General features: G+C 69.7%; 10 protein-coding genes. 7 read left to right on the forward strand and 3 right to left on the reverse strand.

Features of this window, described 5'->3' with window-relative positions:
• The first annotated feature begins 29 nt into the window (after nucleotides 1-29).
• From ACH4SP_RS03400 to ACH4SP_RS03420, 5 genes are all read left to right on the forward strand, one after another.
• The gene (locus tag ACH4SP_RS03400) at nucleotides 30-995 is read left to right on the forward strand and encodes a spirocyclase AveC family protein (RefSeq protein WP_398408709.1); all 966 of its coding nucleotides are present in this window, start codon (nucleotides 30-32) and stop codon (nucleotides 993-995) included.
• 14 nt (nucleotides 996-1,009) lie between these two features.
• On the forward strand, nucleotides 1,010-2,353 hold the full coding sequence (locus tag ACH4SP_RS03405) for an NAD(P)/FAD-dependent oxidoreductase (RefSeq protein ID WP_398408711.1): 1,344 nt from the start codon (nucleotides 1,010-1,012) through the stop codon (nucleotides 2,351-2,353).
• A gap of 42 nt (nucleotides 2,354-2,395) precedes the next feature.
• Nucleotides 2,396-3,388, forward strand: coding sequence for a spirocyclase AveC family protein (locus tag ACH4SP_RS03410; protein ID WP_398408713.1), 993 nt, complete (start codon nucleotides 2,396-2,398; stop codon nucleotides 3,386-3,388).
• Between the two features lie 39 nt (nucleotides 3,389-3,427).
• Nucleotides 3,428-4,351, forward strand: a complete 924-nt coding sequence (locus ACH4SP_RS03415; RefSeq protein WP_398408715.1) for a hypothetical protein — start codon at nucleotides 3,428-3,430, stop codon at nucleotides 4,349-4,351.
• A gap of 62 nt (nucleotides 4,352-4,413) precedes the next feature.
• Nucleotides 4,414-4,980, forward strand: coding sequence for a GNAT family N-acetyltransferase (locus ACH4SP_RS03420; RefSeq protein ID WP_398408717.1), 567 nt, complete (start codon nucleotides 4,414-4,416; stop codon nucleotides 4,978-4,980).
• A gap of 104 nt (nucleotides 4,981-5,084) precedes the next feature.
• Here the strand turns inward: ACH4SP_RS03420 and ACH4SP_RS03425 are convergent, their stop codons facing one another.
• Nucleotides 5,085-5,510 carry a hypothetical protein gene (locus tag ACH4SP_RS03425; protein WP_398408718.1) on the reverse strand — a complete coding sequence of 142 codons (426 nt, stop codon included), beginning with the start codon at nucleotides 5,508-5,510 and terminating at the stop codon, nucleotides 5,085-5,087.
• Between the two features lie 393 nt (nucleotides 5,511-5,903).
• On the opposite strand from ACH4SP_RS03425, the gene ACH4SP_RS03430 reads away from it, so the two are divergent.
• Together ACH4SP_RS03430 and ACH4SP_RS03435 are read left to right on the forward strand one after the other, a co-directional pair.
• Nucleotides 5,904-6,746, forward strand: a complete 843-nt coding sequence (locus ACH4SP_RS03430; RefSeq protein WP_398408720.1) for a mycofactocin-coupled SDR family oxidoreductase — start codon at nucleotides 5,904-5,906, stop codon at nucleotides 6,744-6,746.
• A 25-nt stretch (nucleotides 6,747-6,771) separates the two neighbouring features.
• Nucleotides 6,772-8,439, forward strand: coding sequence for an amidohydrolase (locus tag ACH4SP_RS03435; protein WP_398408722.1), 1,668 nt, complete (start codon nucleotides 6,772-6,774; stop codon nucleotides 8,437-8,439).
• Nucleotides 8,440-8,500: 61 nt separating this feature from the next.
• Here the strand turns inward: ACH4SP_RS03435 and ACH4SP_RS03440 are convergent, their stop codons facing one another.
• Both ACH4SP_RS03440 and ACH4SP_RS03445 read right to left on the reverse strand, forming a co-directional pair.
• Entirely contained in the window at nucleotides 8,501-11,818 is a 3,318-nt protein-coding gene (locus ACH4SP_RS03440; protein ID WP_398408724.1) for a DUF4157 domain-containing protein, read from the reverse strand.
• Nucleotides 11,819-12,064: 246 nt separating this feature from the next.
• Nucleotides 12,065-13,534, reverse strand: a complete 1,470-nt coding sequence (locus ACH4SP_RS03445; protein WP_398408726.1) for a sulfatase — start codon at nucleotides 13,532-13,534, stop codon at nucleotides 12,065-12,067.
• Nucleotides 13,535-13,608: the final 74 nt, after the last annotated feature.

Here is a 13,608-nt window from a genome sequence, read left to right on the forward strand (position 1 = left end):
TGGACGAGGCCTCTCCTCGGGGCAGCGCCATGAGCGCACCGAACCCCTGGTGGCGAACGCCGATCGCGGTGTGGAGCTGTGCGGGAGTCCTCTGCGCCGGAATGTTCCTCTGGGTGATGGGCGGTTGGATCCTGTCGGGCAACGCCCGTGTGAGCCTCGGAGCACTGGGAAACGAGGGGACACCACTGCCGGGGCGGCCCTACGAAACCGTCCTCTGGATCACCACCGTCTTCCTGACGGCCGGAGCGGTCCTGGTGATCGGGTGGGTCGTGCGGGACTGCCGACGCCACCGTGCGATCACCTTCCGCGGCGCACTGCTGGTGGGTCTGACGGTCAACATCTGGGCCGCGCCCATGGTCGCCGTTCACCATGAGGCCTTCGGCTACTCCACGGCCTTCGTCAACTACAGCTCCTGGTCCGATCACATTCCGGGATGGCACAGCCCGGTCCCCTCATCGGGGATGAGGGAGACCATGGTCTCCGCACTGCCGGGCATGCTGTTCGCCATCATGTGGCCCGTCCTGGCCAGTTGGCTGATCAGGCCGATCCTGCGTCGCCGCCCCGCGCTGTCCGGCGCGAGACTTCTGAGTGCCGTGTACCTGGCCGGAATTCCGGCGGTGCTGCTGGTCACCTGGTTCATGTCATTCACCGGAATGGTCACCAGTGTTCGCGGAACGCCAGGGCTGACACTGTTCGCGGGGCAGTGGTTCCAACTGTCGCTCGTACACGACCTTGTGGGCGCCGTGCTGCTGACGACGACCTTGGTCGTGCCGTACCACTACCATCTCCGGGCAGGTCACGACGACGCCTCGATCTGGCGCGGCCTGAACGGAGTACCGGCCAGGCTGCGTACACCGGCGAAAGTACTGTCCGGTGTCGCATTGGCCAATGTCGCTTTCCTGTCCTGGATCCTCGGCGGCGTGATCAGTAATTCGCTGACCGTCCCCATGCCGCCGGACACCTTTCCTTTCCCCTATCCGTACCCGCTGCCGTGAGTGAGAAGCCGCTGATGCCGACCACCTCATCGGGCCACGCGATCGTGATGGGCGCGGGAATCGCCGGGTTGCTCGCCGCACGGGTCCTGCGCGAGTCCTATGCCCGGGTGACGATCGTCGAACGCGATCGGCTGCCCGCCGCGGCGGAGCCCCGGCCCGGCGTCCCGCACGGACGCCACGGGCACCTGCTGACCGCCGGCGGCAGGCTGGTGATCGACGACCTGTGCCCCGGTTTCACCCAGCACCTCACGCGTGCGGGCATCAAGACCCTCGACGTGTGCCGCGACGTACGCATGCAGTTCGCCACCGGTCTGGCCCCCGTCACGGAATCGGGAATCCTCGTACAGCCCGCGAGCCGGCCGCTCCTGGAAACCGTCCTGAGGGACCTGACCACGCAGGCGGACAACGTGACGGTGCTGGAGGACCGGACGGTCACGGGGCTCGTCACGGAAGGACATCTGCGCCGGGTGAGCGGTGTCCAACTGCGTTCCGGGGAACGGCTCCCCGCCGATCTGGTGGTCGACGCTTCCGGACGCACCAGCCACCTCCGGGACTGGCTGTGCGCCCACGGCGCACCACGAGTGCCGGACACCACCGTCGACGTCGGCTTCACCTGCATCAGCCGCCTCTACGACGCGGGCGACGCGGACCGGGCCTGGGCCGAACGGTTCAAACCGCTCCTCGGCCCCCTGTTCAATCCCGGCCAGGAACGTGGCGGGTTCATCCTGCCCATCGAGAACAACCGCGTGATCGTGAGCCTGCAGGAGCGCCCGGGGCAGCAACGATTCGCCGACGACGCCGAGTTCGACCAGCACGCCTCCCAACTGCACGAGCTGTACGCGGACGTGCTCACCCCACTACGGCCACTGTCCCGTCCGATCCGGTTCGGCCACACCATGACCCGGCTGATCCAGTACGACGCGGCAACGTGGTGGCCCGCCGGGCTGATCGTGGTCGGCGACGCGGTGTGCACACTCAACCCGATCTACGCCCAGGGAATGACCACCGCCGCACTCCACGCCCGTCTGCTCCGCGACACCCTCGCGCACGGCCCGATCACGTACAGGACCCGCGAATTCCAGCGCCGCCTGCGCCGCCAGCTCGCCTGGCCCTGGCTCGTGGCCACCAGCTCCGACCAGGCGTGGATCGACCACGCCAAGCAGAACGGCGCGGCCACCGCACGGCTGCTCGACCGGTTCTCCTGCTGGTACATGGACCGCTGGCGCGACCACATCCCCCACGACCCCGCCCTCTACCGGGCCCACATGGCGATGGCCAACATGGTCACCGGCCCGGCCGCCCTCCCCGCCCTGACCGCCCGGATCCTCCGGCGCCCCCCGCGCGGCCTCGACGGTTGAATCCCTCACCTGAATCCCTCACCCACTCCGAAGGGACCAGTGATGGCCAACCGGTCGCCCGTCCCCGGCCCGGCCGAGCGCACACCGAGCAGCAGGTGGTGGTGCCCATCGGTGTACTGGGCCGCCGCCGGTCTGTCGCTCATGGTGTTTCTGGTCCCGGTATTCGTCCGTTGGGCGCTGGACGGCAACGCGCACGCCCATCCGGCCACCGGCTACACCATTCCCGACCATCTGAAGATCCTCACCCACATCTGCCAGGCGATTCTCTTCCTGATCGTGGTCGGGGCCGGAATCATGTGCTGGCGAACCTCCCGCCGGCTGGGCGCTGTCAGTATCAGCGCCGCCCTTCTCATCGGGTTCTGTCTCTCCGGCTGGGCCAGCCCCTACATCAACACGTTCCACTACGTTTCCGCATCCAACCGGTATGACTTCAACGTCATTTCGTGGGGGCCATACCTACCGGGACTGCAGGGGCAACCGCCGGGCGTGGAATCGTTCAATCTGGCAGTCTTCGGTTTCGCCGCCGCGAGCTTGTGGTACTTCGTGGCGATCGCCATCATGCGATTCCTGCACCGGCGCCGCCCGCGCTGGAGCACACTCCGGATCATCGCTGTGACTCAGATTCCGATGTTGCTCGTCGATGTCGTCGGAGTTCAATTGCTCATCAGGTTCGGGGGGTTCTGCTTCGCCAACACCTTCCCCGGGATCACCATGTTCGCGGACGAGTGGTACCAGCGGCCCATGGTCAGCTTCGTGACGTTCGCCTTCGGCTGTGTACTGCCTCTCACGGCAATGGTCTTCAGCGCCGAGGTCCGGAACCGGACGGTGCTCGTCCTCCGCGGGTGCGACCAGCTGCCCGGTCCGATTCAACCCTGGGTCCGGATCTTCGCGGGAATCGGTGTGGTCAACCTCTTCATCTTCGTTTTCGCGATGACCGAGGCGTTGGCTTCGCTGCTCGGGCACCCCAGCGCCACGGTCCCGCAGTGGTGCCAACTGCCCCAGCCCCACGCGCCGCAGCACTCCCTTGCTGCCTGACCCTGCCCGCGTGCGGGGACGTCTGTGAGACTGGGGTGCATGGAAGCAGCGTTCGCCCGTACGGTGTGGCAGGTACTCGAACCACTGCACGCGGTCACGTACTTCGCGCCCGAGAGCCGCGAAGCCAACGGCGCGGTCGGCCTGCGCGGCTTCTGGATGGGCTACTTCGCGGCCCGGGCCGCACCGCTGGGAGCGGTTCCGGCGGGTGTGGTGGAGGCGGTCTTCTTCAACTTCCACCCCGCCATGGTGCGACGTGCCATCCCGGACGCGTGGGGATTCGCCACGCCCGGGACCGTGCTTCGCGCCCGCACCGAGGCGGCTGCCGGAGCACTGCGCCGCACCACCACAGCACTGTCAGCGGCGGATGAGGTGGATGCGGCGGATGAGGTGGATGCGGCGGATGTGATGGACGCGGCGGACGCGGCGGCGGAGATCGTGCCGCTGCTGGAACGGGTGGTTGCCGACGCGGACGGGGCCGGGCGCCCGCTGTTCGCCGCCAACCGCGGCCTGCCCACGCCGGAGGACCGGGTCGGCGCCCTCTGGCAGGCCGCCACGACGCTGCGCGAACACCGCGGCGACGGCCACGTCGCCGTGCTCACAGCCGAGGGCCTGAACGGGTGCGAGGCCCATGTGCTCTTCGCCGCCTGCGCGGACGTACCCGCGGGGATCCTGCGGGACAACCGCGGCTGGTCCGCGCAGGACTGGCAGGCGGCCGCGGACCGCCTCACCGTACGGGGACTGCTGGACAGCGGCGGACGGCCCACCGACCGGGGACGGGCCCTGCGCTCCCACATCGAGGCTCGCACCGACGCCCTCGCCGTCCAGCCCTACCGCACCCTCACACCGACCGAGGCCGCCCAACTCCTCGGCCTCCTCGGTCTCCTGGCCGACCGGGTCCTCACGTCCGGCACCATCCCGTTCCCCAACCCCATGGGCCTCCCGCCCCGTCACGCACGGGCATAGCCCGTCTCCGCGTACGCCTGGAATGTTTGTTTGAACCTTGTCTGTTTGAGATGCTCCGTGCCATGTCCCAAGCGATCTTGAGTACCGAACGGGTCCGGCTGGTCCCGCTGTCCGACGAGCATCTGGAACACCAGCTTGAGCTCGATGCCGACCCCGAGGTGATGCGTCACCTGGGCGGTGCGCGCAGCCGTGAGCAGGTGGAGGCAGCGCTGCGCGGGAATCTCGCGGATGCAGAGCGGGTCGAGGGGCTGGGGTACTGGGCCGGGTTCGTCGAGGGAGACTTCGCCGGCTACTGGATCCTGCGGCCGCCGGGCACCGCCGACGAGGAACCGGCGGAAGGGCAGGGCGAACTCGGCTGCAAGGTTCTGCGGCGCTACTGGCGGCAGGGGCTCGGCAGCGAGGGGTCTCGTGAGCTCCTCCGGCACGGGTTCGAGGACCTCGGGCTGACCCGGATCTCCGCCATGGCGGCGGCGGCCAACTCCGCCTCGCGGGCCACGCTGACCGCTCTCGGGCTGAGTTACGTCCGTGAGTTCCAGTCGCCCGCCGAATACTTCCCGCCCGGTTCCGACCTGCGCACGGCCGAGTACGCGTTCACCCAGGAGCGCTGGCACGAATTCCAGGGTGTGTGATCGACGCCCGGAGGCAGCTGAGCGCGCTGCCCGGCCACACCGGTCGGGCAGCGCGCTCAGTCGTATGCGGACGGCTCATGCATCAGAGTCGCCCGGTCCGCGGGTCAGCAGCAGTTGGGGAAGTCCCATGTGTACCAGTTCGCTCCGAGGGCGGGGCGCATCTTGCCCACGGTGGCGCCGTTGCTGTTGAGGAGGGTGATCCACGTTTGGAAGTTGCCCTGATTGTCGCCGGACGTCACCTCGATGGAGCTCGCGGCGCGGGCAGTACCGACAGGAGCGGGCATGCCCATGGACACCCATGAGGTCCACTTCTGGTTGACGGTCCAGCGCGTCCACACCGCATAGTCGAGGCCGACCAGGAACTGTTCCTTCTCGCCGTTCGGAAGCGAGTGCTTCGTCACGCCGTAATCACATATGTACTTGCCGCCGCCCCCTGCGGAGCAGGTATCGGCCGCCTGCGCCGGTGTGGCGGCCACGGCCAGTCCGGCCATGGTGACGATGGCGACGACGGCGGCCTTGAACTTCTTCAACCTGGGCACCCTGTTTTCTCGGAACACTTCACTCAAGCCGGGCCTTTGGGCCAGGCTTTGACACACCGTCACTCTACTGGTCGCCGGTGAACAGTCCTCGGCACCCGTGGCCGGATCGCGCCGGGTGGCAGCCCTTGGCCGGACGACCGGACCGCTGACCACTTCGGATCGGCGCCGGGTGGTGACGTTCGTTGATCCCTGCGGTACGCCAGAACTATGCAATGCGCGCAGGGTGGGCAGCCGACCGTACAGGGCCCCGGATCGTCTTCGAGGACGAGCCGGGGCCCTCTGTGACGCCGCCCCGCAGCCGTGTCCGCAGCACCCACCCACCACACCGGACAGATCGGCAACGCACCGCACGACAGCGCCCGGGACCTGGCGAGGAGCCTCGAAATGCAATATGGGAAGACTCAGAAGCCGAAGGGGCGTCTTGACGGCAAGGTGGCCTTCGTGACCGGTGCGGCCGGAGGGCTCGGCCGCAGCCACGTCCAACGGATGGCGGAGGAGGGCGCCGACCTGGTCATCGTGGACATCTGCCGGTCGGTCGACACCGTGCCCTATGCGCAGTCCACCCCGGAGGACCTGCGCGACGCGGTGGCGGAGGTGCGGGACCGGGGCCGCCGCGCCGTGGCGCGACAGGCGGACGTACGGGATCGAGCCACCCTCCAGAAGGCGTACGACGCCGGGCTCGCCGAGTTCGGGAAGATCGACATCGTGGTCGCCAACGCCGGGATCGCACCGCTGCTGGTGAACGACAAGGTGCAGGCGTGGCACGACGCCATCGACGTCAACCTCACCGGCACCTTCCACACCATCGAGGTGGCCATCCGGTCGATGGTCGCCGCACGGCAGGGCGGCTCGATCGTGATCGTCAGCTCCACCGCGGGGCTGGTCGGCATCGGCGGGGCCAGCAACGGCGGGCTCGGCTACGCGGCCTCCAAACACGGCGTGGTCGGCCTGATGCGTACGTACGCCAACAACCTCGCCCCGTACAACATCAGGGTGAACTCCGTGCACCCCACCGGAGTGGCCACCCGCATGGTCGCCGATCCCGCCATCGTCGAATTCGTCGCCCGGGACCCGAATCTGTCCGGGCAGGCGCCCAACGCCCTTCCGGTGCGCATGATCGAACCGGTCGACGTGTCCAACGCCGTCCTCTGGCTGGCCTCGGACGAAGCCCGCTACATCACCGGCGTGACGCTGCCCGTCGACGCCGGATTCATCAACCGCCGCTGAGTCGCCGAGCTGGAGGTGGAGCACCATGACCGATCAGTACGCGGACACGATTCTGGTGGGCGGGCACGTCAGGACACCGTCGGGCTGGGCCCAGGGACTCACCGTGCGCGACGGTGTCATCGACGCGGTGGGCACCAGCGCGGACATGCTGCGGCGGCGCGGACCGAACACGCGGGTGTGGGAGCTGGCCGGCGACACCGTACTTCCGGGCCTGCACGACCTGCACGTGCACCCGATCTACGCCGGGATCCGTGAACGCCGCTGCAAGGTCCCGCAGGGTTCGAGCCTGGCCGCCACCCTGCGGATCGTGGCCGAGCACGTGTCCCGGGCCGCCCCCGGCGCCTGGGTCCTCGGCGGGCAGTGGGACGCGTTCGCGCTGGGCACCGTCCCGAACCGGACCATGCTCGACGCTGTCGCCCCCGACAACCCGGTTCTCCTGGAGGACACCAGCGGACACAGCTCGTGGGCGAACAGCGCGGCACTCAGGGCCGCCGGAATCGGCCCCGGCACACCCGACCCGGTGGGCGGCATCTTCGAGCGGGACGCCGCGGGCAACCCGATCGGCCTGCAGCGCGAGACCGCCGCCGAACTGCTCGCCGCCTCGGCGCCCAAGCCGTCCGACGAAGAGGTCGAAGCGGCTCTGGAGTGGTCCCTCGGAGAAATGCTCTCCTACGGGATCACGTCGTTCACCGAGGCCGCGGTCGGGTTCACCGCCGGGGCGCGGGCCGAACTGCGTGCCTACACCCGGCTCGCCGCACGCGGAGCCGTCAGGCAGCGAGTGCGCCTGTGCCTCGTGTGGTCCCCCCACGACCCCTCGTGCGAGGACGTGATTGCCGGACGGAACCACTACGCGATCGGTCACCTCACGCCCGACTGCGTGAAGATCTTCCTCGACGGGGTACCGACCGACAGCCATACGGCCGCGATGCTCGAACCCTACAAGGACACCGTGGCGGGCCGGGACCCCGAGTTCAGCAGGTACGGGATACTCGCGATCGCACCGGCGGTACTCAACCGACTGGTCACCCGCTTCGACCGGATGGGCATCACGGTCAAGTTCCACGCGGCCGGCGACGGGGCGGTCAGGGCGGCCCTGGACGCCATCGAGGCCGCCCGTACGGCCAACGGGCACAGCCCGCACATGCACAACGTGGGTCACTGCACGTTCGTGTCGAAGGCCGACATCGTGCGGGCGGCGCAGATCGGCGCCACGTTCGAAGTCTCTCCCTACCTGTGGCGGCCCTCCCCGATCTGCTCCGACATCGCGGCCGCGGTCGGCCAGGCAGCAGTCGAACGCGCCTGGCCGGTCCGCGAGATGCTGGAAGCCCGCGCACTGGTCGTGGCGGGGTCGGACTGGTGCGTCGTGCCGTCGGTGAACCCGTGGGCCGCCATCGAAACGCTCGTCACCCGCCAGGAGCCGGGGGGGAGCGCCGACAGTTTCGGCGAGTCCCAAGCCATCACGCTGGAACAGGCCTTCGACCTGTTCACGGTCAACTCCGCACGCCAGGAGGGCATGGCGCACCGGGTCGGACGCGTCGAGCCGGGCATGCTCGCCGACGTCATCGTCGTCAACCAGGACCCCTTCGACGTGCCGATCGGTCAAGTCCACACCACACAGGTCAAGTTGACGTTCATCGAAGGCGAGCTGGCCTTCGACGCGAACACCCGAAGGCCGGGGGCTCCGCCGCGGTGAGGGGGCCGGCCGGCAGCGAACTTCGTGCACAGGCGCTACGGGTGGTGCTTCGGCACTCGCCTCACCTCAGGGGAAGGGCCTCGCGGGTGGTCTCCTTGGAGTGGGAGCCGATGGGTGTGCGCATCGCGCGCTCGTTCTGGAAGAGCACGAAGTTGATTTCCCGTGCGGACCGGTCGGATCCTTCCGTGAGCACCCTCGACATCTCCCGCCTCAGCTGACCCAGCCCGAGCTTGTCCACCGCTGTGTCGTCGAGCGGGGAGATCCGGTGCGGGCTGAGGGACGGTTCGAGCCCGAGGTCGTTCTCCGCCTGCCGGAACAGCCTGCGGCTGACGATGGCGACGTCGAAGTCGCTGGCGGCGTCGAACGGCACCTGCCGTTCGTAGGAGATGCCGGACAGTGCGCTGCCCTGAAGGTACGCCTCGGCGCCGGGGTCCACGCGGCGCATCGCCCGCCGCAGTGCCCGGCCGGCGGTCTCGCTGAACTCGGCGAACTGCTCGGCGGAGGAGAAGCCGAACGGGAAGCCCTGCTGCCGCGCCGCACTCCAGGCGTCCATCTCCAGGGTCACCTGCTCAAGGGTCATCGGTGCCGGACGCTCGCCCCACATGCGCAGGAACGCGTTGGCCTCCCGCTCGCCGTGCCCGAGCGTCCGGGCGTGCGCCCGGACGGCGTCGATGTCGGCGATGGCCCGCAGGTAGGAGTTCTTCAGCGTCGCCAGGTTCTGGGCCGTCTCCGGCGCGGCGAACCGCCCCACGTCGAGGCCCAGCTCGGCCGCCTGCCGGGTGCGCAGGAACAGCTCGAACTCACGGATGCCCTTCTTCACGATGCTGAGATACACCGCGTACACGAGCTTGCCGAACTGCGCCGAGCCGGGGAGGAGCGGCAAGTCCGTGTGCAGCACGCCGTTGGTCGACCGGAGGACGCCCCGCCAGGCCGCACGCACCTCCGCCTCTGTCTCCGCCGCCCGGACGGCCGCTGCCCGGATGCTCTCCTCCAGCGCGGGGTTGCCGAGCAACTGCCGACGGAACGCCGCCACATCGCCGGTGCGGTTGAACGCTTCGACGGCCGGGCGCAGCGCGCCGCCGCCGCGCAGCAGCGACGCAACCGCCGCCGTGTCCAGGCCGACGCCGACCAGCGCCACGACGACCCATGCGAAACTCGGGTCGTCGGACAGCAGTTGGGCCCCGTGCGCCGCCGAGAGCATCTCGTACCGGCGGAACTCCTCCACGGCCTGGTACGTGCCGATGCCCAGAGCGGTACCGGTCGCCGTGACCGCGACCGCGCCGGTGCCGCCGGACAGCAGCCCGGCGGCGATCGCGACGACCGCCAGCACGATGCCGGGGACGGCCTCGCCGATGGCCACGTTCCGGGCGCGGTCGCGGATGATCAGGTCGTGGACCGAGTCCGGGCCGATGTGCTGAGACCGGTACGACGCTGCCATCAGGGCGTCGAGCTGGTAGATCAGCACGGGCCGGTCGGCAAGATGACGTCGGGTCCTGGCGATGTCGCGGCGGCGCGCGGCGATGTACTGGCGCACCATCGGCCCGGCCTCGCCCGGTTCCGCCCGCGCCAGCCGTTCCCGGTCGAAGTCGGCGTCGGCGATCAGCGGGTGGGCGCCCGCGACGCCGCGCATCGCACCTTCGCCCCGCCGGCGTGCTGCCGTCGAACGTGACGCGTGCTCAAGCGCGAGATCCGCCATGGTGGTGCTCTCGTGGACGGAGCTGCTGTACGCCGCGCTGCTGCGCGCCTCGCGCTCGGCTTCCGCGTAGTGCTGTCGCGCTCCGGTCGCGGCCACCGCCCGGTGCAGTTCCGGGCCTGTGGCGGTGCTCCGGTAGCGCTGCTCCTGCTCGTAGAGCGTGTGCTCATAGCGGTCCAGCATCACCCGCGCGACGGCCAGGGATTCCTGCTCGTACGCCTGCTCGTACTGGCGGACCAGAGCCTCAAGGTCGGCGATGCCGCCGAAGGGCGCCAGGTCGGCCTCCAGCTCCGATCGCATCCGGTTGGTCGTGAACTGGTTGCCCAGCGCCGTACCCATGCCCATCGGGCTCATCCCGCCGCCGCCGACCGTACCGGCGATCGCCGTGCTGTTGGCCACCATCGATGTGTACAGGCGGTAGCGCCGGTAGAGCGCGTCCAGGCCGGAGAGCCGGGAGACGATCAGTTCCCGTTCCCGGGTGGCGGTCCGGCGTTCCTGGCGCTCGGTGAGGAACCGCTCGACCGACGCCTCCAGTTCGTCCCAGCGGGTCGTGCCTGCGGTGACCCGGCTCCGGTACTCGGCCAGCTCCGCCGGGGACAGTCGGGCGAGCTTGCCGGCGATCCGCAGTACGGTCCGGCAGTCGTCGGGCCGTACCGCCCGTACCCTCTCCTCGCCGAGCACGGCACGCGTCTCCGGCGGCAGCTCGGCGATCGCCTGCCGCTGCCCGATCAGGTCGTCGCGCAGCAGCATCCAATACCGCGCCGCACCCCGGTCGTCGCGCGAACCGTCGAGTCGCTGCCCGACCCGGACTTGCGTCCGCTCCCAGAGCCGACGGTCGGTCTCGGCATGGAACACCCCCTGCTCGGCCAACGGCAGCCCGCTGAAGAACTCACGGCGCTGCCGGCGTTGGGCCGTCGTGGCTGACGTGATCGACCGGTCGGTGACCCGGATCGGGATGTAGCCCTGCCGCACGTGCGCGTCGGTGACGGCCGGCGCGGCGTCGGTCCACGCCCAGTGCTCATCGTCCCGGATCCGCCGTGCCTCCTCATCGGTGGCGATCGACCGGTACTGCTTGATGAAGGCGATCAGCAGTCCGTCGGAGTCGAGCCGGGAGCTGATGCGGACGCTGTACGAAAGCGTCGTCACGGCCGCGCCCGTCGCCTGCGGATTCCTGTCCCGCTGCAGCAGGACGTTGCCGCCCAGCGCCCGCTGCTGTGCGGCATGGACCAGTTCGTGGGCGAGCAGCCGGTCGCCGCGGGGCGTACCCGGCGCGTACTGCCCGGCGTCGAACACGATGTGGTGCGCCGCGGTGAACGCGAACGCCCCCATTGCCCGCGCCGCCTGGGCTGCCTTCGCTCCTGTGTGGATCCGTACGTGGCTCAAGTGGTTGCCCGGCGGCGCTTCCGTCGGCGCCCGCTCCGGATGCGGCCCGACCGGCGCCCGCTCGGGATTCGGCGCGACCGGCGCTCGCTCGGGATTCGGCGCGACCGCCTCGGCCGCGAGGCGGTCGGCCTGCCGCTCGTACCGGTCCTCGGGCACACCGACGGCTGTCCGCCGCAGCGGAGGCGAGGTGTGGACCGGTATCCGGCTGAAGTCGTGCCCCAGCCGTGGCACGACCGCCCTCGCGACGTCCGGATCGAGCGGCGAACCGGCAGATCCGAGTACCTCGGGTACGACCGCAGGCAACCGGCTGGCCACCCGGGCGGCAGGCGCCGGAACGGACCTGCCGGAACCGGTCGTACGTACAGTCCTGGAACTGAAGAAGCCGCCCACGTGACCGTCCTTCCCGCGTGTCTGCTCCCGGGCCCCTGGCTGCGACTGTCCACTTCTGCCGTCACCGCCGCGTCACCTGCGGACGGCGGCGAGCGTGCGGGTCGGTCCCAGTCCTTTCTCCCTCCTTTCTCCCAACGGATACGGGCTCTGCCACACGTGTCACGCGTCCCGTGACCTCTGGGCCGGATAGGGCAGCAGGCCGGCATCGGTCTTCTCCCAGGACGCTCGGAGCTCGGCCACGAGCTTCGGTTCGTGGGCCGAGCGGTCGGCGCACTCCCGAGGATCCTGCTCCAGGTCGAAGAGCGTGTCCTTGCCGTTCCGGTTCGGGAACCGGGATTGCGTCGCGCGGTGGTACTTCCACTTGCCGCGGCGCAGCGCCCGCTCTTCCTCGGTGCGCCAGAAGAGGTCCCGCTCGGGCGCCTCCTCGCCGCGCAGCAGGTAGCCGGTGAGGCTGACGCCGTCGAGCGGGACGGCCGGGTCTGGGCGGGCCCCGGCGGCGTCGAGGAAGGTGGCGGTCCAGTCCGGCGTGAACACGGGTACGCGACTGACCTGGTGCCCGTCGACCCGGGCCGGCCACCGCAGGATGGTCGGCACCCGGATGCCGCCTTCGAGCAGCGCGTACTTGTTGCCGGTCAGCGGCCAGCTGTTGGAGTACCGCTCGCCACCGTTGTCGCTGGAGAACACGACGAGGGTGTCGCGTTCCTGCCCGGACCGCTTGAGGGCGCGCATGACCTCGCCGACGGAACGGTCCAGGCTCTCGACCATCTGCCGGTACTTGTCCAGGGACCCGCCGTCCAGGTGCGCGAGGGCGAGCTGGGCCTCTTCCAGCGGCAGTTCGAGGATGAGCTTCTCCAGGCGCTTGGCTTCCGCCGTGTCGCCCTCGGCGATCCAGGGCCAGTGCGCGGTCGTGTAGTTGAGGTTGAGCAGCCAGGGCCTGTCGTGGTCGCCCTCGATGAACTCGCTCGCCCGCTCGGTGAGGACCTCGGTGTAGTGGCGCAGGTCCTTGTAGGGCGTCTCGCCCTCGTACAGGTCGTACCGCCTGTCGCTGGTGAGCTTCGAGTAGTACTCCAGGGCGCCCCCGAAGTTCCCGAAGAACTCGTCCCAGCCCGACTTGGTGGGGGAGTGGTCGGGCAGGAAGCCGCAGTGCCACTTGCCGATCATCGACGTCGTGTACCCGGCGCGGCCCAGCAGAGAGGCGAGCGTGGGGTGGGTGGGTTCGAGACCGACGGTGGACTTCTCGATGATCGGCTCTTCCAACCCCGCTTCCGTACGCCCCGGATAGCGGCCGGTGTAGAGACTCAGCCGGGTGGGCGAGCAGGTCGACGACCCCGCGTAGCCGTCGGTGAACCGCACGCCCTGCGCGGCGAGCCGGTCGAGGTTCGGGGTCTTGATGTGCGGTGATCCGAAGCAGGAGAGGTCGGCCCAGCCCAGATCGTCGGCGAGGACGAACAGCAGGTTGGGCCGCTTGGACCTCCGGTCCGCGGCGGCTCGGAAGGGCCGCTCCTCGGCGGCCGCCGAGGTACTGGCCGCCGAGGTACTGGTCGGCAGGCCGACCACCGAAGCGGCCACTCCTGCTCCGACGGCGCCGCCGAACGCGCGGCGCGAGAGCTTCTGTTCGGGCTTGGGCACAGTGCGCTCCTTGTGTCGGGCGCCGCGGTGACGGGGTGGCGGCACCCGAGAAGTAGGAAGGTCAGGGCAAGAGC

The sequence above is a fragment of the Streptomyces sp. NPDC021093 genome (genome assembly GCF_044333135.1).
GTDB lineage: Bacteria > Actinomycetota > Actinomycetes > Streptomycetales > Streptomycetaceae > Streptomyces.